Source organism: Azospirillum cavernae, from assembly GCF_003590795.1.
Classification (GTDB): Bacteria; Pseudomonadota; Alphaproteobacteria; order Azospirillales; family Azospirillaceae; genus Azospirillum; species Azospirillum cavernae.
On sequence record NZ_QYUL01000001.1, the window covers coordinates 1,117,650 to 1,142,515 of the forward strand.

Consider the following 24,866-nt stretch of genomic DNA (forward strand, 5'->3'; position numbering starts at 1 on the left):
ATCAGACCTGCATGATGTCCTTTTCTTTGGACGCTAGCGCTTCATCCACCAGCTTGATCTGCTGGTCGGTCAGCGTCTGCACCTTTTCGGATTGAGCCTTGTGCTCGTCCTGGGTGATTTCGCTGGCCTTCTCGGCCTTCTTCAAGGCGTCCATGCCGTCGCGGCGGATGTTGCGGATCGCGATGCGCGCCTGCTCGGCGTATTTGTGCGCGACCTTCGCCAACTCGGCGCGGCGCTCCTGCGTCAGATCGGGCAAGGGCACGCGGATGACCTGCCCTTCCGTCTGCGGGTTCAGCCCCAGACCGGAATCGCGGATGGCCTTTTCCACGGCCTTGGTCATGCTGCGGTCCCACACCTGCACCGTGATGAGGCGCGGCTCGGGAACCGAGACGGTCGCGACCTCTTTCAGATGCATGCGGTTGCCGTAGGCTTCCACCGAAACCGGCTCCAGCAGGCTGGACGAGGCGCGGCCCGTGCGCAGGCCGGTCAATTCTTTGCGAAACGACTCGAGAGCGCCTTCCATGCGGCGCTTCAGATCCGATATGTCGGGCGCAGCCACGGGCTTACTCCCTTTCTTCCGTTATGATGGTGTATCGGCCACGGCCCTGCATGACTTCGGCGAAGGCGCCGGGCGTGTGGATCGAGAAGACCAAGATGGGGATGTGGTTCTCGCGCGCCAAGGCGATGGCCGACGCGTCCATCACCTGGAGATCCTGGGTCAGGACATCCATGTAAGACAGCCGCTCGTACCGGGTGGCGTCGGGAACTTTCTTGGGGTCGGCGGTGTAGACGCCATCGACCTGCGTCCCCTTCAACAACCCGTCACAGCCCATTTCGGACGCGCGCAGCGCGGCGGCGGTGTCGGTGGTGAAGAAGGGGTTGCCGGTGCCGGCGGCGAAAATCACCACCCGGCCCTTTTCCATGTGACGAATCGCGCGGCGCCGGATGTACGGCTCGCACACCGACGACATGGGAATGGCCGACTGCACGCGGGTGGGCACGCCCATCCGTTCAAGCGCGCTCTGCATCGAGAGCGCGTTCATCACGGTGGCGAGCATCCCGATGTAGTCGGCCGACGCGCGTTCCATGCCGCCCGCCGCGCCCTTGACGCCACGGAAGATGTTTCCCCCGCCGATGACCAGAGAGACCTGGACGCCCAGCGCGATCACCGCCTTCACCTCGTTGGCGATGCGGTTGACCATGTCGGGATCGAGGCCGTAGTCGCGTTGACCCATCAACGCCTCGCCCGACACCTTCAGCAGCACCCGCTTGTAACGGATGCCGTCTTCCGGCGCGGTGGTCCCAGTGGTCTCGACCATGGGGAAAACGCTCCCTTGCTGTTGCGGAATGCGGCTGACGACGCGGAGTTAGGCCTGACCGGCGGCGGTCGCGGCGACTTCGGCGGCGAAGTCGGTCTGGGCCTTTTCGATGCCTTCGCCCAGCGCGAAGCGGGCGAAGGAGGTCACGGCGACCGGAGCGCCAATGTCCTTGGCGGCGTTCTCGACCACCTTGCGGACCTTGGTCTCGCCGTCGATCACGTAGACCTGCTCCAGCAAGCAGACTTCTTCGTAATATTTGCGAATGCGGCCTTCGACCATCTTCTCAATGATGGCTTCCGGCTTGCCCGAGGCGCGGGCCTGGTCGGCCAGCACGCTGCGCTCGCGATCCAGCGCCGAGGTGTCGACGTTGGCGATGTCCAGGGCTTCCGGACGGGCGGCGGCGATGTGCATCGCGACCTGCTTGCCGAGATCGGCCAGCTTGGCGGCGTCGCCCGTCGACTCGAGCGCGACCAGCACGCCGATCTTGCCGAGGCCCGGCGCGATGGCCGAGTGGACGTAGCTGACGACGACGCCCGAATTCACCGACAGGGTGGTCGAACGGCGCAGATTCATGTTCTCGCCGACCGTCGCGATCAGCGTGGTCAGCTCGTCCTGGGCGGTGTGCGCGGAGCCGGGATAGGCGGCGGCCTTCAAGGCCTCCACGTCGCCGTCGCTGCTCAGCGCCAGGGTGGCGCAGGTGGCGGCGAAGCCCTGGAACTTGTCGTTGCGGGCGACGAAATCGGTCTCGGCGTTCACCTCGACGACGGCGCCCTTGGTCCCGGCGGTGGCGACGGCGACCAGACCCTCGGCGGCGATGCGGCCGGACTTCTTGGCGGCGGCGGCGAGGCCCTTCTTGCGCAGCCAATCCACGGCGCCCTCAAGGTCGCCCTGCGTCTCGTTCAGCGCCTTTTTGCAGTCCATCATGCCCGCGCCGGTCTTCTCGCGCAGTTCCTTGACGAGCGAGGCGGTAATCTCGGCCATGTTGCGCCCTCTTCCTTGCTAGCGATCCCTGGCGGACCGCATGTCAGTCATGAATACAAAACGGGTGGCAAGCCACACAAAAAAGGCAGCCAGGCCATGATTGTCTCCGGCCCGGCTGCCCCTTCAACACTCAAGCTCAGGCCTGGGCGGTCTCGGCGGGGGCCTCTTCCTCGGGAAGCTGCTCAGCCGGGGCGTCCTCACGGGCGCCGACGTCGATGCCGGCGGCGCTCATCTCGGCCTGGAGGCCGTCGAGAACCGAGCCGACCACCAGGTCGCAATACATGTCGATGGCGCGCAGCGCGTCGTCGTTGCCCGGAATCGGGAAGGCCACGCCGTCGGGATCGGAGTTGCTGTCGAGCACCGCGATGACCGGAATGCCCAGCTTGTTGGCTTCCTTGACCGCGATCGACTCCTTGTTGGTGTCGATGATGAAGATGACGTCCGGCAGGCCGCCCATCTCCTTGATGCCGCCCAGCGCGCGTTCCAGCTTGTCGCGCTCGCGGGTCAGCTCCAGCACTTCGCGCTTGGTCAGGCCCGAGGTGTCGACGCCCAGACGCTCTTCCATCTCGCGCAGACGCTTGATCGACAGCGAAATCGTCTTCCAGTTGGTCAGCATGCCGCCGAGCCAACGATGGTTCACGTAATACTGGCCGCACTTGGAGGCGGCTTCGGCGACGCGCTCCTGCGCCTGACGCTTCGTGCCGACGAACAGAACGCGGCCGCCACCGGCGACGACGTCACGAACGGCCTGAAGGGCGCGGTGCAGCATCGGAACGGTCTGTTCCAGATCGATGATGTGAACGCCGTTGCGCACACCGAAGATGTACTGGTTCATCTTCGGGTTCCAACGGCGGGTGTGGTGGCCGAAGTGAACACCGGCTTCGAGGAGCTGGCGCATGGTGAACGTGGGCATAGGCATGGAAAAATCCCTTTTTCCGGTTGATCCGCCGCGAGCGTCTGTCCACAGGTGTGGACACCGGATCGGGCCATCGGCGTAAAGCCAAGGGTCCGCCAGCTCGCGTGAGGTTTTGACGACGGCGCTTACATAGCCCGCCGCTCCGGCTTTGGCAACAGCGATGGCAGGGAAAAGCAGTGGGCAAGGTTCCGGTTTTAACGACCCTTGCCTCCCCCTATCCCCCCTCGCTTGCGCCAGGGAGAGGACCGACGCCGCACACCAACAACGCTCCAGTCCCTACCCCCGCCAAGCGGGCAATAGGCTGGAATGAAGGCAGTTAACCGAAACAGCATCCACCAAAACGGAAAAGGTCACACAGAAATCCATCCAATGCGGAGATGATTGTTTATATATGAACAGTAATTATTTTAATTTTTGCAATTTATATTTGTTGTTTTATATCTCATGATGCTTACATCTATTTCTCCTATATTATTTTTAAATTCATCGCATCGGTATTTCGATACTTCTTGGCTATTTTTTAGAAAAATCTTATTCATCTCTTTTTTTACATTCTCATGCAGAATTAGAAGGCGATTTCGTTCCTCCGAGTCTGTTACACACGCTTCAACAATGGATTTAATATTCTGGCGCGAGGCTTCACCCTCTTCAACGTTTCCGCAAAAATCAAAAGCAAAGCTCCAGGCAGTACCATGACCGACGCTGAATTCTTTTAAAAAACCTTTTGATGCTGGCATCGATTCGCTCAGCCGACTCGTAGAATTAAATTCTGCTTCGTTAGAGCATCCGAATAAAGCAACCAAACCAACGATTGCCGCGCATCTTTGAAAGCAGGAGAGCATTTTCCATCCAGACATCACGAGCAAAGCCCCGGAAACGACAAGGGCCGCACCGGATCGACTCCGGCGCGGCCCTTCACTCAACGACTTCCTGCCCTCACGCCTGCGGTGTTGCGACCTTCGGCTTGGGCAGGTCGAGCTTGAGGTGAAGTTCCTTCAGGCGGGCCTGATCGACCTGGGCCGGGGCCTGCATCAGCAGATCTTCCGCCCGCTGGTTCAGCGGGAAGGCGATGACCTCGCGGATGTTCGGCTCGTCGGCTAGCAGCATGACGATGCGGTCGATGCCGGGAGCCGAACCGCCGTGCGGCGGGGCGCCCAGCTTGAACGCGCTCAGCATGCCGCCGAAGCGGGCTTCCAGCTCCTCGGGCGGATAACCGGCGATGTCGAACGCCTTGTACATCACCTCGGGCAGATGGTTGCGGATGGCGCCCGAGGACAGTTCGACGCCGTTGCAGACGATGTCATACTGGTAGGCGTTGATTTCCAACGGGTTCTTTTCCTGCAACGCTTTCAACCCGCCCTGCGGCATGGAGAAGGGGTTGTGGCTGAAGATGATCTTGTTGGTCTCTTCGTCCAGCTCATACATCGGGAAATCGACGATCCAGCAGAAGCGGAACGCGTTCTTCTCGATGAGGTCCAGTTCTTCGCCGATGCGGGTGCGGGCAAAACCGGCCAGCTTGGCCGCCGGACCCGCCTGATCGCAGACGAAGAACACGGCGTCGCCGTCTTCCAGGCCCACCAACTCGCGCAGCGCCGCTTGCGCGGCCTCCGGCACGAACTTGGCGATCGGCCCCTTGCCGCCCGCCGCTTCCATGACGATGTAGCCGAGGCCGGGAGCGCCCAGACCGCGCGCCCAATCATTGAGCTTGTCGAAGAAGCTGCGCGGCTTGTCCGACACCTTCGGCGCGCGGATGGCGCGGACGACGCCGCCCTTTTCGATGGTCTGCTTGAAGGCGCGGAATTCCACGTCGTCGCGCTTGAACACCTCGGTCACGTCGGTGATGACCAGCGGGTTGCGCAGGTCGGGCTTGTCGTTGCCGTATTTCAGCATCGATTCGGCGTAGCTGATCCGACGGAACGGGGCCTGGTCGATGGTCGGCTTGGTCTCGCGACGGAAGCCGCCGAACTCGTCGAAGAGGCCGTGCAGAACCGGCTCGACGGCGGCGAAGACGTCTTCCTGGGTGACGAAGGACATCTCGAAATCAAGCTGGTAAAACTCACCCGGGCTGCGGTCGGCGCGGGCGTCTTCGTCGCGGAAGCAGGGGGCGATCTGGAAGTAACGATCAAACCCGGCGACCATCAGCAACTGCTTAAACTGCTGCGGGGCCTGCGGCAGGGCGTAGAACTTGCCGGGATGGTTGCGGCTGGGCACCAGATAGTCGCGCGCGCCTTCCGGCGAGGACGCCGTGAGAATCGGCGTCTGGAATTCGGTGAAGCCCTGGTCGATCATCCGGCGGCGGGCCGACGCGATGACGCGCGAGCGCAGCAGGATGTTTTCGTGAATGCGCTCGCGGCGCAGATCCAGGAAGCGATAGCGCAGACGCATGTCTTCGCCGGTGTCGGCTTCCTGATTGACCTGGAGCGGGATCTGCTCGGCCTCGCCCTGGATGGTCAGCTCGGCGATCTGCAATTCGATCCGGCCCGTCGGCAGCCGGTCGTTGATCGTCTCCGCCGTGCGCTTGACGATCTTGCCGGTCACGGTGATGACCGACTCCAGCTTCAGCCGGTTGGCGATCTCGAACGCCGGGTTGGAGGTGTCGACCACGCACTGCGTCAGGCCGTAATGGTCGCGCAAATCAATGAACAGCAACTGTCCATGGTCGCGCTTGCGGTTGATCCAGCCCGACAGGCGGACGATCTCACCGGCGTTTTCTTCACGAAGCTGGCCGCAAGTGTGCGTGCGGTAGGGGTGCATGGGTCGAAACACCTTGAAAAGGTCGGATTCCGGCAAGGAAATAGGGTCCGACACACCACACCGGAAGGCCGCGAATGTCAAGCCGCCATCCTGCCGTCGCCATATCGCCCCGGCGGACCATTGGTCGCAAGCCTCGTCCCGTCGGTCCGCCGCCCCTTCGGCGCCCCTGTCAAATTCACCGGACTTTCAAGGGCGGTCCGGGTCGTGTATGAAGCAACCATGACGCTGATTACGACAACCGACGCCCTGGAAGCCTTCTGCCAGTCGCTGGCCGGGGCTGAATACATCACGGTCGACACCGAGTTTCTGCGGGAGAAGACCTATTGGCCGCAACTTTGCCTTGTGCAAATCGCTGGACCCGACGGCGCGGTCGCCATTGACCCGCTGGCCGAAGGCATGGACCTGACCGCGCTCTACGCGGTGATGGACGATCCGGCCATCCTCAAGGTGTTCCACGCCGCCCGCCAGGACGTCGAAATCTTCTGGCATTTGTCAGGCCGCATCCCGACCCCGCTGTTCGACACCCAGGTCGCGGCGATGGTCTGCGGTTTTGGCGAAAGCGTTGGCTATGAAACGCTCGTCACCAAGCTGGCGGGCGCGCGCATCGACAAATCCAGCCGCTTCACCGACTGGTCGCACCGGCCTTTGACCGAACGGCAACTGACCTACGCCTTGTCGGACGTCATCCATCTCCGCCCCGCTTACGAAAAGCTGAAGCGCCGTCTGGCGCGCTCCGACCGTTCGCATTGGCTGGAGGAGGAGATGGCGATCCTCACCGACCCGCGCACCTATCAGGTCGATCCCGAAACCTCGTGGCTGCGCCTGAAGGTCCGCACCAACAAGCCGCGCTTCATGGCCGTGCTGAAGGAGTTGGCGGCGTGGCGGGAGCGCGAGGCGCAACGCCGCGATTTGCCGCGTTCCCGTGTTCTGCGCGACGAGGCCTTGCTGGAAATCGCCGCCCACGCCCCGACCAACATCGACGACCTTGCCCGCACCCGTGGCATGGGCCGAGGCTTCGCCGAGGGGCGCCAGGGCGCCGACGTGATGGCCGCCGTGCAGCTCGGCCTCGACATCCCCGATGGCGACTTGCCGAAGGTGGAGCCGCGCGACGAGCCGCCGCCCGGTCTGCAACCCATCGTGGAGTTGTTGCGCGTGCTGCTGAAGATGAAGTGTGACGAACACAACGTCGCGGCAAAGTTGGTTGCGTCTTCGTCCGATCTGGAAGCGATGGCGGCGGATGATTCCGCTGATGTTCCCGCCCTGCATGGCTGGCGCCGCGAGCTTTTTGGAGACGACGCGCTGGCTTTGAAGCATGGACGCATTGCGCTCGCGGTGATTGAACGTCGCGTTCGTATTGTCCCTGTTGGCGGGACACCCAAAGAATCAGCGTCGGAAGAAACGGAAACTTGACCTTTCAGGATGGCGTCGGTTGGATGAGCCGGTGATTGTCGTAAGAATGCTTCACAGAGTTTTTCCGTTAACCACGCTTTAAGGGCTTCTTAAAGAAAGTTCCATTTACAATAAGGACGGACCGGGCGCGTCACAGAGGGCTGGGGGGCCTGTCCATTGGCGGCCAGCCCAACCGTTCGATCCGTCGCCGTGTTTGTTGTGGTCAGTCAAAAGGGCCGTCCCGCACGGTCTTGCAAAGGGTTTGTTTGGGGGAAAGCAGGTAATGAGCAGGTTCGGCGGCAAACCACCGATGGGACGGGACCGGGTCCGCCTTTCCACGACGGAAAAGCAGGCGGCGGTCGCCGCCGCGAAAGATCAACGTCCCGAGTTCGACAACGACAAGCTTCTGAACCTGCTGCGCTCCGCCAAAAGCGAATTGCAAGGCATGCGGTTGATGCACATGCATCTGTCGCTGTTGAAAGACAAGGATCCGTCTGGTCAGATGATGGTTCGCACCATCATTCAGGAACTGGCGAGCAAGGCGTCCTATCTGCAATCCTTCAACATTTCCAACGGCGACGTCATCGTTCTGTACAAGGGGCTGAAGCTGACCGGCGTCACCGACGTCTGCCAGAAGCTTGAGCAGGTCTTCCTGTCAAAAACCACGCTGACCGGGGCCAACCCCTACAAGGAATATTCGCTCTATTCGATCATGGAACTGGCGTTGAACTTCATCAACGTCATCCGTTTCATTGAAGAATTGCAGGCCAACGAAACCGGCAACGTCGTCACCGAAACCAAGCCGCCGATCACGCTGGAAGAGTTGGGCAAGCTCGAACGCTCGATGCAGATGTTCGATCTCTCGCCCTTCCTGTTCAATCAGGCCATCGCCAACATCGGCAAAGGCTCTGATGAGGATATGGAGTATTTTGAACTCTACATCTCCATCAAGCTTTTGCAGGAACGGCTCTGCCCGGATTACGACATCACGGCCAACAAATGGCTGTTCAATTATTTCACGGCCAACCTCGACCAATCGGTTCTGCGGGCGCTGAATCACGGCCTCAGCTTCATGCGCGGGCGGCGGATCGGCATCAACATCAACCTGTCCACGGTGATCTCGACCGGCTTCGTCAAGTTCGACGAACGCCTGCCGATCGACTTCCGGGGGCAGGTGGTGCTGGAGGTGTCCAAGGGCGATTTGATCGAGAATTTGTCCCTGTTCAACGAAGTCGTCGAGTTCGCGCAAGACCGCCGTTACCAGATCGCCGTCGATGGCCTGAACCCGTTTTGGGTGACGAATTTCGATCTGGAGTATCTGAACGCCGATTACGCCAAGATCTTCTGGTCGAACGACATGCTGGAAATGGAGCCAGCCTTCGAGAAGTTCTTCCGCGAGCGCATCGCCGAACAGGACCGCTGCAAGTTCATCCTGGCCCGCTGCGACAGCGTGTCGAGCCTTGTCTACGCCCACAAGATGGGCATCAATCTGGTCCAGGGCCGCGCGGTGGACAACATCCTGCGCAAGGGCGTCAGCGTCCGCGAGGCCATCGCCCACGCCAAGGTGGACTGAAGCCCCCACGTCGGGGGCATCTCAGCCCTTCTTCGGCGCCCGCGCCAGCAACCCATCGGTCCAGCCGGGCGGCAGCAAGGCCAACAGCCAGACCGCCGCCGCCACCGGCCAGGGAAAGCTGACGCGCGCCGCGTTGCGCGCCAGCCCCCGGCGAATGACCCGCGCCGCCGCGTCGGCTTCCATCAAAAAGGGCATGGAAAAGCCGTTGGCGTCGGTGATTCGGCTTTTGACGAATCCGGGGCAAATCACCGACACGCCGATCCCCTCCCCGGCCAGATCGCCGCGCAACGCCTCGCCAAAGACCCGCACCGCCGCCTTGCTGGCGCAATAGGCTGGCGCGCCGGGAAAGCCGCGAAAACTCGCCTGCGAAGCCATCAGCGCGATCTGCCCGCGCCGCCGGTCCTGCATGCGGGGCAACAGCGGATAAACGCTGTTCAGCACCCCGTCGATGTTGACCGACAGAATCCGCCGGGCCTGTTCCTCGCTTTCCACCCCACCGCCGGTTCCAGCGGAGATTCCGGCGTTGGCGATGAGGAGATCGACCGGCGCGCGGTCGTCCACCCCCCGCAACCACGCCGCCATGCCGTCCCGGTCGGTGGCGTCGATGACGTCCGCCGTCACCTCCGCCCCCGCCGCGCGGCAGCGTTCGGCCACCGCCGCCAACCGCGCGGCGTCGCGCCCGGTCAACGCCAAGCACACGCCGGGTTCGGCGTAACGCAGGGCCAACGCCGCGCCGATGCCGCTCGACGCCCCGGTGATGACCAAAGATCGCGGTCGCCGCATGCTGCCGTCTCCGTTGCGCGCTTGTTTGCGGGATCATCCCATGGGTATAACCGGCCCACACCATCCCGCACAGCCATCATCGGAGGCCACCGCCGTGTCCGCACATCGCCCTGTTGTCGCCAGCATGACCGGATTCGCGCGCGTCGATGGGCATGGTGACGGCTATTCCTGGACCTTCGAGGCGAAAAGCGTGAATGGCCGCAGCCTGGACGTCCGTTGCCGCATGCCGACCGGCTTCGACAGCGTCGAGGCGCTGGCGCGGGCCGAGGCGCCGAAGCGGCTGGCGCGCGGCAACGTCAACCTGACGCTGACCATCACCCGCAGCCAAGCCGTCTCCCAACTCCGCATCAACCGCGCGTTGCTCGCCCAAGTGCTGGAGCTGGCGCGCGAGATCGAAGGCGCCGGGGCCGCCCCGCCGCGTCTGGATTCGCTGCTGGCCGTGCGCGGCATCATCGAGCCGGTGGAAGAGGATGAAACCGACGCCCGCGAGCGGGTCGAGTCGGCGCTCAAAGGCGATCTGGCCAAGCTGTTCGACCAGCTCGTGGTCAACCGGCTGGGCGAAGGCGCTCGTCTGGCCGCGATTCTCAACGGCCATCTCGACGAAATCGCCCGTCTGGTGGGGGGGGCGAGCGCCTGCGCCTCGGCCCAGCCCGAGGCCCTGCGCGAAAAGCTGCGGCTTCAGGTCGCCACCATCCTCGGCTCTTTCCCGGCGCTGTCGGAGGACCGTTTGGCGCAAGAGGCCGCCATCCTGATCGGCAAGGCCGACATCCGCGAAGAGCTGGACCGGCTGCGCGCCCACATCCACGCCGCCCGCGAGATGATGGCGGAAGGCGGGGCCATCGGCCGCCGCTTCGATTTCCTCTGTCAGGAATTCAACCGCGAAGCCAACACCCTGTGCTCCAAGTCCGCCGACGTGGAGCTGACCCGCATCGGCCTGTCGCTGAAAGCCACCATCGAGCAGCTTCGCGAACAGGTTCAAAACATCGAGTAATCCGTCATGGCCCTGCCCTCCCCCCAATCTTCCGCCCCGTCTTCCGCCCCGTCCAAGGACATCTCCCGCCGTGGCCTGATGCTGGTGCTGTCGTCGCCGTCCGGCGCCGGCAAGACCACCATCTCGCGCCGCTTGTTGGAGCGCGATTCCGGCATCACCATGTCGGTGTCGGCGACCACCCGCGCCATGCGCCCCGGCGAAGTCCCCGGCGTCGATTACCATTTCATCGATCTGCCCCGCTTCGACCAGATGGTCGAGGATGGGGAGTTCCTGGAATACGCCCGCGTCTTCGGCAATTGCTACGGCACGCCGCGCGGCGCGGTGGAGGAGGCGTTGGGCGCGGGCCGCGACGTGCTGTTCGACATTGATTGGCAAGGCACCCAGCAGTTGGGGCAGAACGCGCGGGACGATCTGGTCAGCATCTTCGTTCTTCCCCCGTCGGGCGAAGAGCTGGAACGCCGCCTGCACAGCCGCGCCCAGGATTCGGCGGAGGTCATCGCTGGCCGCATGGCCAAGGCGTCCGACGAAATCAGCCATTGGGCGGAATACGACTACGTCATCATCAACCGGGACGTCGAGCAGAGCGTCGCGGCGGTGACGGCCATCCTGCACGCCGAACGTCTGCGCCGCCGCCGCCAGGTCGGCTTGCCGCAATTCGTCAAAACGGTCCAAGCGGCGCTTTGATGATGGGCGGGAGCGAGGCTCCCGCCACAATCACGGAACGCGGTTGGAAAAGGCGAGCCTGCCGGTCGTCCTTTTACGCCTTGGCCAGACGGTCGAACGCCTGAAGGCGGGCCAGCAAAGCGGGCATGTCGGACAGCGGCACCATGTTCGGCCCGTCGCTGGGCGCGCAATCCGGGTTCTCGTGGGTTTCCATGAACACCGCCGCCACGCCAACCGCGATGGCCGCCCGCGCCAGAACCGGCACGAATTCCCGCTGGCCGCCCGATGTGGCGCCCTGCCCGCCTGGCTGCTGCACCGAATGGGTGGCGTCGAACACCACCGGGAAGCCGGTTTCCGCCATGATCGGCAGCGCCCGCATGTCCGACACCAGCGTGTTGTAGCCAAAGCTGGCGCCGCGCTCGCACAGCATCACCCGCTCGTTGCCCGACGCCACCAGCTTGGCCACGACGTTCTTCATGTCCCACGGGGCCAAAAACTGGCCCTTCTTCACATTCACCGCCCGCCCGGTGTTGGCGGCGGCGATCAGAAGATCGGTCTGGCGGCAGAGGAAGGCCGGGATTTGCAGGACGTCGACGGCCTCGGCGACCACCGCGCATTGATCGGCGGCGTGGACGTCGGTGATGACCGGGCAACCGAAACGCTCGCGGATTTCGGCGAAGATCGGCAACGCCTTGTCCATCCCAAGCCCGCGCGCCGTGGTGATCGAGGTGCGGTTGGCCTTGTCAAAGCTCGATTTGTAAATCAGCCCAATACCCAACGCCGAGGTCATCGCGACCAGAGCCGACGCGGTTTCCAGCGCATGATCGCGGCTTTCCATCTGGCAAGGACCGGCGATCAAAACAAAAGGCCGGTCGTTGGCGATGGTCAGGTTGCCGATCTGAACGGCGCGCGGCGTGGTCATGGGACGGAAAACTCCAAGAGGATCGGAACAGAGGGGATCGGAACAGAGGGGATCGGAACAGAGGGGATCGGAACAGATTGGCGTTGGCCCTGTCAGGCACAGATGGGACGCTTGGCGGACTTTGGAAGGTCCGGCCTGCGGCGAATCCGCCCTTTGAATCCCACCAATGGCCCGCTTGGTCAACTCGGATGGCGCCGCGCCGGGCAAAAACGACGGCGGGTCCGCGTCCCCCTTGGAACACGGACCCTCCGCAAGATCGCCCGCAAGATCGGCGGCATTCAGGCGAACCGTCAGAACCCGACGCTGACCCCGGCGAAGGCGCCGAAATCACGGACGCGCTGTTCCCCCAAACGGGCGTCCAGCCCCAGAGTCCCCGTGACCGACTCCGCCAGTTTGACGGACGCCCCCGCCGACGCGTTGATCCAGGTCCGATCGCTCTTCGCCACCGGCATGGAATAGGCCAGCGTGGAGATGCTCTTGCTCTCCACCGTGATGCTGCGGTTGCCGTCGGTGAATTCCCGATTCAGCGTCACCTTGGCGTAGGGGCGAAGCGATCCGGCGTCGTACGCCGCCTGATAGCCGACGCTGCCGACCAGGGCGTTGCGGTTCTGCTCCCGGTAAGAGAAGCCGAACAGGCTGCTGTCCTCGGTGAAGCCTTCCACCGAAACATGCTGATAGCGCAGCCCCAACAACGGCCCGTGAGTCAGACCGCCGGAGGCAAACTCATAGCCGGTTTCCGCCGCGAACGAGGCGTTGACGCCCTCCGTCCCGCCGCCGGTCGAATGGTCGGTGCCGTTGATGGTCACGCCGCGCCGCAGATCGTAATCGGCGAAGCCGAACGACCCGACACCGCTGACATACGCGCCGCCCACCCGATAAACGCCATAGGCGCTGGCGACATACTCACGCTGTTTGTAGTCGCCGCCGGTGGAAAAGCTGCCCTTGTAATTGGAGATCGTTCCCGCCACGCCAACCAGAAGATTCTCGGTGAAGCGCTTGTCGATGCCGACGCTGACGTTCAACGGCGTGCCGCGCGTCCCCGCCTGATCGCCGCGTTGATCGGAACTCAGCCGCCCGACGCCGCCGACGATCCAGGCCCCCGATTCCCCGGTCTTGCGCGTCCACAGATTGGCCGCCGCCTGCGCCTGGATGAGCGAAATCACCCGATCACGGGTGTGCAACGGCGATTCGGCCAGCCGCGCCACATTGCCTGGCGCCGACAACACGTTCAGCACGAAATCGGAAATCGCCCGATGCCCGGCGGTGGTCGGATGGACGCCGTCGGCGAACAGATAGCTTTGCGCCGCCGTCGGCGTCACCAGACTGGCCGAGGTGCAAAGCAGAGAACTCGACGTCGTGCAGGCCGTGCCGACCACGTTGGTCAAGCCGTACGAGGCCGGATTCGCCACCGCGTCGCGCAACAACGCATAGGTGTCGACCGGAATGATCGACACGCCCGCGTTGCCGAGTCCCAAGGTGACGAGTTGGTTGTAGCCGCTGACCAGTTGGGTGATCTGCGCCGCCGCCGTCGCGCCCTGCGACCGACCGAACGGGGTGACGCCGATGTCCGGCAGGGTCGGCACCAGAATGGTTTGCGCCCCCGCCGCCCGCAGCCGCGCCACCTCGCCCACCAGATCGGTGGCCGCCTGGGTGATCGCCGCCTGCGCCGTCGTCGGGCTGGCGAGCGCGGCGAAGATGTCGTTCGCCCCGCCCCAGACCGTGTAGAGCGCGTTCGGATCGGCCCGCCCGCCCGTCGAGGCCAGATAGTTGGTGATCTGGTTGCGCACCGGGGTGGCCGTCGCCGTCGGCGCCGTGGCCGGAACGCCCGGCAATTGCGACACCCGCGCGCCGCCGACCGCGTAGTCGGTCCCCCCCGACACCGCCGGAGTCGCCGTCTTGCCATAGGCCGAGGCGACGTTTTCCGCCCAGACCGGCCCCGGATTGGTGGTGAATTTCCCGCCAACCGGCACGACCGAACGGAAGGTTCCGCTGTCGGTCAGGCTGTCGCCGAAGAAAATGGTGTTGGAATAGTCCCCAGCCGACGCGCCCGCCGCGCTCAAAGCGAGGACGGCGGCAACCGCCGTGGCGGCGGACGCCCTTTTGCAAAACGAACCCATGCGAAAACCTCCCCAAGCCAAATTGTTTGGTTCCCAAGCCAATGGGATGCTCGCACAGGGGTGACGTATACTCAATAGTACTGACGTTTAGGTTATATCTATGACCAACGCGCCGCCTTGGGGAATCGCGCCAACAAAAAGCCCCGCTTCCAGGGGAAGCGGGGCTTTTTGAGCGATCAAAACCGATCCGTTCAGACCAAACGACTTTGCTCCATCGCCGCCTTGATGAAGGCGGTGAACAGCGGATGCGGCTCAAACGGCTTGGACTTCAGTTCCGGGTGGAACTGCACGCCAATGAACCAGGGGTGCCCCGGGATCTCGACGATTTCCGGCAACTCGCCATCGGGGGACAGGCCCGAGAACAGCATGCCGCAATTCTCCAACCGTTCCTTGTAATAGACGTTCACCTCGTAACGGTGACGGTGACGCTCCGAAATCTGCGTCGTGCCATACACCTCGGCCACCTTGCTGCCCTCAAGCAGACGGGCCGGGTAAGCGCCCAGACGCATGGTGCCGCCCAGATCACCGACTTCCGCCCGGCGTTCCAGCGTGTTGCCGCGCATCCATTCGGTCATCAGGCCGACGACCGGGTTGCCCGGCTTGCCGAGTTCGGTCGATCCGGCGTCTTCGATCTTGGCGAGGTTGCGCGCCGCCTCGATCACCGCCATCTGCATGCCAAAGCAAATGCCGAAATAGGGCACATTGCGTTCGCGCGCGAACTGGGCCGCCCGGATCTTGCCTTCGGTCCCGCGTGAACCGAAGCCGCCGGGAACCAGAATGCCGTGAACGTTTTCCAGACGCTTCACCGCCGCGTCGTCGTCCTCGAAGATCTCCGAATCGATCCAGTCGAGGTTGACCTTGACGTTGTTGGCGATGCCGCCATGGGTCAGCGCCTCGGCCAGCGATTTGTAGCTGTCGAGCAGGCTGATGTATTTGCCGACCACCGCGATGGTCACTTCGCCCTGCGGCTTGCGCACGCGCTCAACAATGCGGGTCCAGCGCGACAGATCCGGAGCCTTGTCGGTCGGCAGACCGAAATAAGACAGGACCTGCGTGTCGAAGCCTTCCTCGTGGTAGCTGATCGGCACCTGATAGATCGAATCGACGTCCAGCGCCGCGATCACCCGCTCCGGGCGGATGTTGCAGAACAGCGCGATCTTCTTGCGCTCGTTCTCCGGAATCGCCCGGTCGGCGCGGCACAGCAGGATGTTGGCCTGGATGCCGACGCTGAGCAGTTCCTTCACCGAATGCTGGGTCGGCTTGGTCTTCAGCTCGCCCGCCGTCGGGATGTAGGGCAGCAGGGTCAGGTGGATGAACAGCGCGTTCTCCGGCCCAACCTCGTTGCCGAACTGACGGATCGCTTCCAGGAAGGGCAGCGATTCGATGTCGCCGACCGTGCCGCCGATTTCGATCAGGACGAAATCCTCATCGTCGGAATCGGTACGGATGAAGTCCTTGATTTCGTCGGTGATGTGCGGAATCACCTGGACGGTTCCGCCCAGATAATCGCCGCGCCGTTCCTTGGCGATCACCGTCGAATAGATGCGGCCCGTGGTGATGTTGTCGCCACGCCGCGCCGAAACGCCGGTGAAGCGTTCGTAATGCCCGAGATCGAGATCCGTTTCCGCCCCGTCGTCGGTCACGAAGACCTCGCCGTGCTGGTAGGGACTCATCGTGCCGGGATCGACGTTCAGGTAGGGATCCAGTTTGCGGAGCCGAACCTTATAACCACGCGTCTGGAGGAGTGCCCCGAGCGCCGCTGACGCCAAGCCTTTGCCCAGCGAAGAAACGACGCCACCAGTGATGAAGATGTAGCGAGTCATGTCCGTCCGAAGAGCTTGAGAGCTGTTTCCTGTCCCCAAAGAACCCCGCGCCGAACGATCACGTCCGACCAAGGATCCTCAAAAGAAAGAGGCGGCTTCGGGGAGGCCGCCTCGTCTGTCGCACCCGTGCCTGAAGCGCAGCGTTGTTACTGGCTGACCGGCGGAGCGGGTTGAGCCGGAGCCGCCGGCAGAGCCGGAATGGCGGTCGGCAAGGTGTCGATGATCGAGGTCGGCTTTGAATGCGCGCCAGCCAAGATCGCCAGAACAATGCTGGTGGCGAAGAAGCTGCCCGCCAGGATGCCGGTGGTGCGGGTCAGCAGGTTCGCGGTGCCACGGGTGCTCATCATGCCGCCCATGGTGCCGCCGCCAATGCCAAGGCCGCCACCTTCCGACCGCTGAATCAGGATCACGCCAACCAGCGCGACCGCGATCAGCAGGTGAACAACGAGAATCACCGATTCCATGCGATCCGTTTCCCCACGCCCGTCCTAAAATCGAATAGCGCGCCACAGGCCGTATCAGAGGCCCGTGGCGCGCGCCCACTGTTTCTACCGCGCCATCGCGCGATATGCTAGCGGCAACTGGTCGCGATGGCCCAGAAATCATCCGCCTTCAGCGCCGCGCCGCCGACCAGCGCGCCATCGACGTTCTCGACCGCCATCAATTCAACCGCGTTGCCCGGCTTGACCGAACCGCCATAGAGGATCTTCGCCTTGGCCGGGTCGGCGATCTTGCCGTCCAGTTCGGCGCGGATGTGGGCGTGCATCGCCGCCACATCGTCGGGCGTCGCCGTTTTGCCGGTGCCGATGGCCCAAACGGGTTCATAGGCGATGACCGTGTTGGCCGCGGTGGCCCCCGCCGGAATCGACCCGGCCAACTGGCCCGACACCACGGCGTCGGCCTGGCCCGCGTCGCGTTGGGCTTCCGTCTCGCCAACGCAGACGATGGCGATCAAGCCTTGAGCGTGCGCGGCGGCGGCCTTGGCGGCGATCAACGCGTCGCTCTCGCCATGATCGGCCCGACGCTCCGAATGACCAAGAATGACGTAGCGGCAGCCCGCGTCCACCAGCATGGTCGGGGCGACGTCGCCGGTGTGCGCGCCGGAGTTCTTGGCCGCGCAATCCTGACCGCCCAGCGCCAACGCGCTGCCCGCGATGGCGTCGCCAACCGGAAACAGCAGCGGAAAGGGCGGACAGACCAGCAGATCGAACGAAACCTCCCCCGCGCCGTTCAAGCGCCCGGCGAGATCCGAGGCCAGGGCCAGCCCGTCGGCCTTCAGCCCGTTCATCTTCCAATTTCCAGCGATCAGTTTCCGACGCGCGGTCATGGTGTGTCCTTTTTATGAAGCGTTTGGGGCGCGCCTCTGTCTAGCAAGACCCACCAGGGATTTCCACCGGCCCGACCCGATTGCGCCCCACCAACGACAAAAGGCCCCACCTGGGGGCCTTGCGACAGCATTCATGTCGTGTCTGGGGTGGTGGGCGATGAGGGGATCGAACCCCCGACCCTCTCGGTGTAAACGAGACGCTCTACCGCTGAGCTAATCGCCCGACTGAACCCTAAAACGAAACCGGCCGGGAAAGGCCCGGCCGGCGGCACTATGCCCCGACGGGACCAATCAGTTCAAGGCATCCTTCAGCGTCTTGCCCGCCTTGAACTTCGGCTGCTTGGACGCGGGGATGTCGATCTTTTCGCCCGTGCGCGGGTTGCGGCCCTCGCTGGCGGCGCGTTCGGCGACCGCGAAGGTGCCAAAGCCGACCAGACGAACCTCGTCACCCTTTTTCAGCGAGTCGGCGATGCCATCAAAAACCGCGTCAACCGCCTTGGTCGCATCAGTTTTAGACAATCCCGACGCATCAGCAACGTGCGCCACCAGATCATTCTTGTTCACGCAATCCCCCTTCCGAATTCGGCAAATACTCAATGTCAAAAAGCCGCCCCACGACTTTTCAGGGGCAAAGGATAATCACAGCGTTGCCCGCCCGTCAATTGGCGACGAGCGGGCAAGCCAGTCATTCTCAGCCGTTCAAACCATGATTGTCCATGGTTCGATCAATGGCGCAGCAGATCGCCCGACGCGTCGCCGGTCGCCTTTTCGGTCTGCGCCTTGGCGGCGACGGCGTCCACCTCCGGTTCGGTCCATTCGATCGGCGTCACCGGGCGGGTCAAGGCGTTGCGCAGAACCTCGTCCACCGTGCCGACCGGGATGATCTCCAACCCGCGCTTCACGTTGTCCGGGATGTCCGCCAAGTCCTTTTCGTTGTCCTTGGGGATCAGCACATGCTTGATGCCGCCCCGCAAGGCCGCCAGCAGCTTTTCCTTCAGGCCGCCGATGGGCAGGACCCGGCCGCGCAGGGTGATTTCGCCGGTCATCGCCACGTCCTTGCGCACCGGAATGCCGGTCAGCACCGAGACGATGGAGGTGGCCATGGCGACGCCAGCCGACGGGCCGTCCTTGGGCGTGGCGCCTTCGGGAACATGGACGTGGATGTCCTTCTTCTCGAACAGCGTCGGCTTGATGCCGAACGCCACGGCGCGCGACTTGACGTAGCTCTCGGCCGCCTGGACCGATTCCTTCATCACGTCGCCCAGCTTGCCGGTGGTGGTGACGCGGCCCTTGCCGGGCAGGCCGACGGCCTCGATGGACAGCAACTCGCCGCCCACCTCGGTCCAGGCCAGGCCGGTGGTCACGCCCACCAGATCCTCAAGCTCCGCCTCGCCATAATGGAAGCGGCGGACGCCCGCGTATTTGTCGAGATTCCGACGGGTCACGGCCACCTTGCCGGTGCCGCCCGTCTTCATCATGATTTCCTTGACCGCCTTGCGGCAAAGATTGGCGATCTCACGCTCCAGGCTGCGCACGCCGGCTTCCCGCGTGTAGTAGCGGACCAGATCGCGCACCGCGTCGTCGGAAATCGAGAATTCGCCCTTCTTCAGGCCATTCGCCTCGATCTGCTTTTCGGTCAGATGGCGCTTGGAGATTTCGATCTTTTCGTCTTCGGTGTAACCGGCGACGCGGATGATTTCCATACGGTCCAACAACGGCTGCGGCATGCGCATCGTGTTGGCCGTGCAGACGAACATCACGTCCGACAGATCGTAATCGACCTCCAGATAATGGTCGTTGAAGGTGGCGTTCTGCTCGGGATCCAGAACCTCCAGCAGAGCCGACGACGGATCGCCGCGCCAATCGGCGCCCAGCTTGTCGATTTCGTCGAGCAGGAACAGCGGGTTCGACGATTTAGCCTTCTTCATGCCCTGGATGACCTTGCCGGGCATCGAGCCGATGTAGGTCCGGCGGTGGCCGCGCACCTCGGCCTCGTCGCGCACGCCGCCCAGCGACATGCGGACGAAGTTGCGCCCGGTGGATTTGGCGATCGACTTGCCGAGCGAGGTCTTGCCGACGCCGGGCGGACCGACGAGGCAGAGGATCGGACCCTTGACCTTGTTCATGCGGTTCTGCACGGCAAGATACTCAAGGATGCGCTCCTTGACCTTGTCCAGACCATAATGGTCGGCGTCGAGAACCTTCTGCGCCAGCTTCAGGTCGCGCTTGACCTTGGTGCGCTTCTTCCAGGGAATGGACAGCATCCAATCCAGATAGTTGCGCACCACCGTGGCTTCCGCCGACATCGGACTCATCGAGCGCAGCTTCTTCAGCTCCGCCAGGGCCTTGTCGCGGGCTTCCTTGGGGAAACGGGTCTTGTTGATCTTCTCTTCCAGCTCCGCCGATTCGTCGCGGCCATCCTCGGTCTCGCCGAGTTCCTTCTGAATCGCCTTGAGCTGTTCGTTCAGATAATACTCGCGCTGGGTCTTCTCCATCTGCCGCTTGACGCGGTTGCGGATGCGCTTTTCAACCTGGAGAACGCCGATCTCGCCTTCCATGAAGGCGTAGACCCGCTCCAAGCGCTCCGACACGGTGGCGCATTCCAAAAGCTGCTGCTTTTCGGGAATCTTCAGCGCCAGATGCGAGGCGACGGTGTCGGCCAGCTTGCTGGAATCCTCGATCTGGTTGATCGAGACCAGCACCTCCGGCGGGATCTTCTTGTTCAGCTTGATGTATTGCTCGAACTGCGACACGACGGCGCGGCTCAGAGCTTCAAGCTCCTGATTCTCGCCGATCTTTTCCTCGACCAGCTCGGCTTGCGCCTGGAAGAACTCTTCATTGTCGGAGAATTTGGTGATGGCGGCGCGCTGGCCGCCCTCGACCAACACCTTGACGGTCCCGTCCGGCAGTTTCAGCAACTGCAACACGGTGCCGACGGTGCCGACGCTGTAGATGTCGGCGGGAGTCGGATCATCCTGCGCGGCGTTCTTCTGGGTGACGAGAAGGATCTGTTTGTCGTCCTTCATGACGTCTTCCAGCGCGCGCACGGACTTCTCACGCCCGACGAACAGCGGCACGATCATGTGGGGAAACACCACGATGTCGCGCAGCGGCAGGACCGGGTAGAGGGCACCACGGGAGAGTTCGATCATGGATCAGGCCTCGTGAAAAAGAACGCCGTCCAGCCCGGAATGGGCCTGAGGAACGTCCCGCCTTGGGATAAGCGCGGGGCGCGAGACACCGGCACGGGAACTAACGTGGCATAGCCCCCAGCCCCCTTCAAGGGGTTGAAACCCGCCAAACGGGGGAAAGCTGCCGCGACGCGGCGAATTTCCGCCGCTCACGCCGCCTTCGCGCCCGTCATTGGGCGCGAATCCGCTCCAAGTCGGCTTGAACGGAGCGGTCGAGAGGGGCAGATTGCGCGTGAGCCATGCCAAGCGTCGGCTTCAACGCGTCATGAACCCGTGCTGACCCGGCTCTCCCGGTCGATTCCCCGGGGATCAGCCCCGCCGCCGTCGCCCGGTCTGCGGCGCTGATTCGCCTCACGGCTCCCCACACAAAAAAGGCTGCGCCCCACCCCAACCTGGTGGCGACGCAGCCCTGAACATGGACGGCGGAGGATCGTTACAGCGCGCCCAGCCGCCGCACATACCCATCGACCGTGGTCCGCAAACTCCCCGCCTCTTCCGTCAAGCCGCGCGACGCGGTCAGCAACTCGCCCGACGCCACCCGTGTGCTTTCAGCGGTCGCGGCGACCAACTGGATGTTGCCGGACACCTCGATGGTGCCTTGGGCGGCGGCCTGAATGTTGCGGGTGATTTCCCGAGTCGCCACGTTTTGTTGCTCCACGGCGGCGGCGACGGCGGCGGCGGCCTCGCTGATGGCGGCGACGGTGCGGCTGATCGCGCCGATGGCGATCACCGCGTTGCCGCTGACGTCCCGAATCTCGCCAACCCGCAACTGGATGTCGTCGGTGGCCTTGGCGGTTTGACCAGCCAGACTCTTGACCTCGCTGGCGACGACGGCGAAGCCCTTGCCCGCCTCGCCCGCGCGGGCCGCCTCGATGGTGGCGTTCAGAGCCAACAGGTTGGTTTGGCTGGCGATCGAGTTGATCATGTCGACGACGGAGCCGATTCCCGCCGCGCGGTCGGCCAAAGTCGCCACGATGTCGGCCGTGGTTCCGGCCTCGCGCACGGCCTCCCGCGCGATGCGCGCCGCATCGTCGATCCGCCGCCCGATCTCGCCAATGGAGGATTGAAGCTGGTCCGACGCCGCCGCCACCGTCTGAATGCTCTGATTGGCCTGACTCGACGCCGAGGCGACCGAGGTTGAGCGCCCGGACGCGTCCTCCGCCGACGACGACAACCGTTCGGAATTGCTGCGCACCGTTTGAGCCGTGTTGGACAGGTGATGAACCACCGACTCAAGCTGGGACACGAAGTCTTGCGTCGCCCGCTCCATCTCCAGCCGCCGCGTTTCCCGATTGTCCTGATCGACGCGGCGCTGGGTTTCCGCTTGGTCGGCGTCGCGCGCCCCCGCTTGCAGAATGTCGATGGCCGCCGCCATGGCGCCGATCTCGTCCTGACGCCCGCGATGGGGAACGTCCAGGTCACGGCGGCCAGCGGCGATGGCGGACACGACGTCCGCCAGTTGAACGATGGGCTGAGAGGCCCGGCGCGTCACGGCGACCGCCACGGACACCAGGGCGACCACCCCAACGATGAGAACGCCAATCGCGGCGAACAGTCGGCGCAGCGCCAGCGTGTGGTGCTCTTCCGCCAAGCCGCCGCCCGTTTGAAACCCGGCGTCGCGCAAGGCCAGGAGATTTTGCAGCAGCGGCGACGCCGACCGGCGCCACTCCGCGCCATCAAGGTCATAGGGGCGCCCAGCGCGCGACGCGTCCAGAACACGAAGCTTGAAGGCGCCAAACCCCTCCATGTAGCCCTTGCGCGCGGTTTCCAATCCCTTGCGCATCTCCGGCCCCATGCCGCCGCCGACCACGTCACTTTCAACCGACGCCCAACTTTCCTGAATGCGCCCTTCCAACGTCAGCATGTCGCGTTCGGCCTCAGGCGCGAAAGGCTTCCCCGTGCCAAGCGTGCGCAGATACAGAACCGATTGCTGCCCGGCGCTCTCGCGCAGTTTGGACGCCCGAATGGCGATGTCGGCGTGATCGCCCACCTCGGAATCCAGGTCATTCAGGCGATGGCTGAGACGAGTCATCGTCGTCACGACCCCCGACGTCACCTGAACGACGCTCTCAAAAAAGCGCGCCGAGGAGTCGGCGGGCCGTCCGGAACGATCCACAGCCAGCCAGCCATCGGCCAAGCGACGGGACTCGTCCAACTTGCGGTCGATCTCGCCAACCTCGCGAACGGTCGGCGCGTCGCCCAAGGCGTTGGCCGCCACCTGATACTTCACGCGCGCGGCGTCTGTTTGAGCGCGCGCCTTGGCCAAGGCGTCCCGTGTGGCCGGATCCGCAGGGACCCCGGCGGTCAGCGGCAGATTGACGACGCCACGCTCAAGCGCCAGCGTCTCATTGACCGCCGCCGCTCCGGCCAGAACATCGACCATGGCGCGCGCGCTGGAGGCGCGCTGAGCAGATCCGGTTTCCTGAACCGCCAGCCAGGTTGCGGGCACAGCCGCCACAGCGCCAACGCAGGCCAGGCAAATGTAAAGAAAACTGCGTATCTTCATTGCTCAATCACCAAAATATTGTGACAAGCAAAGGGTCGCAGCGCTGAATCCAGAGAAACAGATCACCGCCCGTCACTCATCATTGTCAGTTCTGCCAGACTAGCACACCGGGATATGCGATAACCACACGGTGCTTTGTGGAATCATGCGTCAAATTGAAACATTGCTCTGTTTGTTTGGATTTTATGCAATTGGCTCTTCAAACAGACCATGCCCGCCCCACAAACCCCAAAAACGGGACACAAAAAAGGGCGCCGAAGCGCCCTTTTCCTCAATCACAGGACAGCGGACGGCTTACGCCCCCGGCGCCTCGCTCCGGCGTTCGGCGTGGACGTAGAGCGGCTTGGCGCGCCCTTCGACCACTTCCTTGTTCACCAGAATGCTCTCGACCCCGGTCAAGCCGGGAAGGTCGAACATCGGGTCGAGGAGGATGGCCTCCATGATCGACCGCAAGCCGCGCGCGCCGGTCTTGCGCGCGATGGCCTTGTGCGAAATCGCCTTCAGCGCGTCCTCGGAGAATTCCAGATGGACGTCCTCCATCTCGAACAGGCGTTGGTACTGCTTGACCAAGGCGTTCTTCGGCTTGCTGAGGATCTCAACCAACGCCGGTTCGTCCAGATCCGACAGGGTGGCGAGCACCGGCAGACGACCGATAAATTCCGGGATCAAGCCGAACTTCAGCAGATCTTCCGGCTCGACGCTGTGCAGGATGTCGCCCGTCGACCGCTCGTCCGGGCCACGAACGTCGGCGCCAAAGCCGATGCTGGTGCCCTTGCCGCGCTGGGCGATGATCTTGTCCAACCCGGCGAACGCGCCGCCGCAGATGAACAGGATGTTGCTGGTGTCGACCTGAAGGAATTCCTGCTGGGGATGCTTGCGCCCGCCCTGCGGCGGCACGGAAGCCACGGTGCCTTCCATGATCTTCAGCAAGGCCTGCTGCACGCCCTCGCCCGACACGTCGCGGGTGATCGACGGGTTGTCGGACTTGCGGCTGATCTTGTCGACCTCGTCGATGTAGACGATGCCGCGCTGCGCCCGCTCGACGTTGTAGTCGGCGGCCTGCAACAGCTTGAGAATGATGTTCTCGACATCCTCGCCGACGTAACCGGCTTCGGTCAGCGTCGTGGCGTCGGCCATCGTGAAGGGTACGTCGATGATCCGCGCCAGAGTCTGGGCCAGCAGCGTCTTGCCGCAGCCGGTCGGACCGATCAGCAGGATGTTCGACTTGGCGAGTTCGACGTCGTTGTGCTTCGTTCCGTGCGCCAGCCGCTTGTAATGATTATGGACCGCCACCGACAACACGCGCTTGGCGTAGATCTGGCCGATCACATAATCATCGAGAACCGCCTGGATGTCGCGCGGGGTCGGAACCCCATCGCGGGACTTCACCAGCGTGGTCTTGTTTTCCTCGCGAATGATGTCCATGCACAGCTCGACGCATTCATCACAGATGAACACCGTCGGACCGGCAATCAGCTTGCGGACCTCGTGCTGGCTCTTGCCGCAGAAGGAGCAGTAGAGCGTATTCTTCGAATCGCCGCTGCTGGACTTGCTCATCGGTACTCCGTCATCTCGCGGGGGACGTGGTCCAAGGACCATGCCCGTTCGTGG

At 63.5% G+C, this 24,866-nt stretch carries 20 protein-coding genes and 1 tRNA gene; 4 read left to right on the forward strand and 17 right to left on the reverse strand.

The genetic code is table 11. The annotated features are described in order from the left end of the window. Nucleotide 1: 1 nt before the first annotated feature. From frr to aspS, 6 genes are all read right to left on the reverse strand, one after another. Nucleotides 2-523: a ribosome recycling factor gene (gene frr / locus D3877_RS05310; RefSeq protein WP_211100285.1), complete on the reverse strand. Its 522-nt coding sequence runs from the start codon at nucleotides 521-523 to the stop codon at nucleotides 2-4. Nucleotides 524-563: 40 nt separating this feature from the next. Further along, on the reverse strand, nucleotides 564-1,319 hold the full coding sequence (gene pyrH, locus D3877_RS05315) for a UMP kinase (RefSeq protein ID WP_119829673.1): 756 nt from the start codon (nucleotides 1,317-1,319) through the stop codon (nucleotides 564-566). Nucleotides 1,320-1,367: 48 nt separating this feature from the next. Further along, nucleotides 1,368-2,300 carry a translation elongation factor Ts gene (gene tsf / locus D3877_RS05320; RefSeq protein ID WP_119829674.1) on the reverse strand — a complete coding sequence of 311 codons (933 nt, stop codon included), beginning with the start codon at nucleotides 2,298-2,300 and terminating at the stop codon, nucleotides 1,368-1,370. 136 nt (nucleotides 2,301-2,436) lie between these two features. Then, nucleotides 2,437-3,219, reverse strand: a complete 783-nt coding sequence (gene rpsB, locus D3877_RS05325) for a 30S ribosomal protein S2 (RefSeq protein WP_119829675.1) — start codon at nucleotides 3,217-3,219, stop codon at nucleotides 2,437-2,439. Nucleotides 3,220-3,623: 404 nt separating this feature from the next. After that, a complete protein-coding gene (locus D3877_RS29300; protein ID WP_147395086.1) occupies nucleotides 3,624-4,139 on the reverse strand; it encodes a hypothetical protein in 516 nt (171 codons plus the stop codon). Nucleotides 4,140-4,152: 13 nt separating this feature from the next. Then, a complete protein-coding gene (aspS, locus tag D3877_RS05330; RefSeq protein ID WP_119829676.1) occupies nucleotides 4,153-5,970 on the reverse strand; it encodes an aspartate--tRNA ligase in 1,818 nt (605 codons plus the stop codon). A 219-nt stretch (nucleotides 5,971-6,189) separates the two neighbouring features. On the opposite strand from aspS, the gene rnd reads away from it, so the two are divergent. Together rnd and D3877_RS05340 are read left to right on the forward strand one after the other, a co-directional pair. Then, the gene (rnd, locus tag D3877_RS05335) at nucleotides 6,190-7,380 is read left to right on the forward strand and encodes a ribonuclease D (RefSeq protein ID WP_119829677.1); all 1,191 of its coding nucleotides are present in this window, start codon (nucleotides 6,190-6,192) and stop codon (nucleotides 7,378-7,380) included. A gap of 262 nt (nucleotides 7,381-7,642) precedes the next feature. Beyond that, nucleotides 7,643-8,932: an EAL domain-containing protein gene (locus D3877_RS05340; protein WP_119829678.1), complete on the forward strand. Its 1,290-nt coding sequence runs from the start codon at nucleotides 7,643-7,645 to the stop codon at nucleotides 8,930-8,932. Nucleotides 8,933-8,953: 21 nt separating this feature from the next. Here the strand turns inward: D3877_RS05340 and D3877_RS05345 are convergent, their stop codons facing one another. Further along, nucleotides 8,954-9,715, reverse strand: coding sequence for an SDR family NAD(P)-dependent oxidoreductase (locus D3877_RS05345; RefSeq protein WP_119829679.1), 762 nt, complete (start codon nucleotides 9,713-9,715; stop codon nucleotides 8,954-8,956). A gap of 124 nt (nucleotides 9,716-9,839) precedes the next feature. Between D3877_RS05345 and D3877_RS05350 the strand changes: the two genes are divergently transcribed. Beyond that, complete coding sequence (locus D3877_RS05350) at nucleotides 9,840-10,706, forward strand: YicC/YloC family endoribonuclease (RefSeq protein ID WP_119829680.1); 867 nt, start codon at nucleotides 9,840-9,842, stop codon at nucleotides 10,704-10,706. 6 nt (nucleotides 10,707-10,712) lie between these two features. After that, on the forward strand, nucleotides 10,713-11,390 hold the full coding sequence (gmk, locus tag D3877_RS05355) for a guanylate kinase (protein WP_119829681.1): 678 nt from the start codon (nucleotides 10,713-10,715) through the stop codon (nucleotides 11,388-11,390). Between the two features lie 73 nt (nucleotides 11,391-11,463). Here the strand turns inward: gmk and kdsA are convergent, their stop codons facing one another. The 10 genes from kdsA to clpX all read right to left on the reverse strand — a co-directional run bounded on the left by kdsA (nucleotide 11,464) and on the right by clpX (nucleotide 24,812). Continuing rightward, entirely contained in the window at nucleotides 11,464-12,291 is an 828-nt protein-coding gene (gene kdsA / locus D3877_RS05360) for a 3-deoxy-8-phosphooctulonate synthase (protein ID WP_119829682.1), read from the reverse strand. A gap of 290 nt (nucleotides 12,292-12,581) precedes the next feature. Beyond that, complete coding sequence (locus tag D3877_RS05365; RefSeq protein ID WP_119829683.1) at nucleotides 12,582-14,408, reverse strand: autotransporter domain-containing protein; 1,827 nt, start codon at nucleotides 14,406-14,408, stop codon at nucleotides 12,582-12,584. Nucleotides 14,409-14,599: 191 nt separating this feature from the next. Further along, on the reverse strand, nucleotides 14,600-16,231 hold the full coding sequence (locus D3877_RS05370) for a CTP synthase (RefSeq protein WP_119829684.1): 1,632 nt from the start codon (nucleotides 16,229-16,231) through the stop codon (nucleotides 14,600-14,602). Nucleotides 16,232-16,377: 146 nt separating this feature from the next. Next, nucleotides 16,378-16,695, reverse strand: coding sequence for a preprotein translocase subunit SecG (gene secG, locus D3877_RS05375; RefSeq protein WP_119829685.1), 318 nt, complete (start codon nucleotides 16,693-16,695; stop codon nucleotides 16,378-16,380). 107 nt (nucleotides 16,696-16,802) lie between these two features. Then, nucleotides 16,803-17,558: a triose-phosphate isomerase gene (tpiA, locus tag D3877_RS05380; RefSeq protein WP_119829686.1), complete on the reverse strand. Its 756-nt coding sequence runs from the start codon at nucleotides 17,556-17,558 to the stop codon at nucleotides 16,803-16,805. Between the two features lie 148 nt (nucleotides 17,559-17,706). Further along, nucleotides 17,707-17,781: transfer RNA gene (locus D3877_RS05385), tRNA-Val, on the reverse strand. Between the two features lie 68 nt (nucleotides 17,782-17,849). Continuing rightward, nucleotides 17,850-18,140, reverse strand: coding sequence for an HU family DNA-binding protein (locus D3877_RS05390; protein WP_158599878.1), 291 nt, complete (start codon nucleotides 18,138-18,140; stop codon nucleotides 17,850-17,852). A gap of 143 nt (nucleotides 18,141-18,283) precedes the next feature. Next, a complete protein-coding gene (gene lon, locus D3877_RS05395) occupies nucleotides 18,284-20,710 on the reverse strand; it encodes an endopeptidase La (protein WP_119829688.1) in 2,427 nt (808 codons plus the stop codon). A gap of 472 nt (nucleotides 20,711-21,182) precedes the next feature. Further along, nucleotides 21,183-23,198, reverse strand: a complete 2,016-nt coding sequence (locus tag D3877_RS05400) for a methyl-accepting chemotaxis protein (protein WP_158599785.1) — start codon at nucleotides 23,196-23,198, stop codon at nucleotides 21,183-21,185. Nucleotides 23,199-23,549: 351 nt separating this feature from the next. Next, entirely contained in the window at nucleotides 23,550-24,812 is a 1,263-nt protein-coding gene (gene clpX, locus D3877_RS05405) for an ATP-dependent Clp protease ATP-binding subunit ClpX (RefSeq protein WP_119829690.1), read from the reverse strand. Nucleotides 24,813-24,866: the final 54 nt, after the last annotated feature.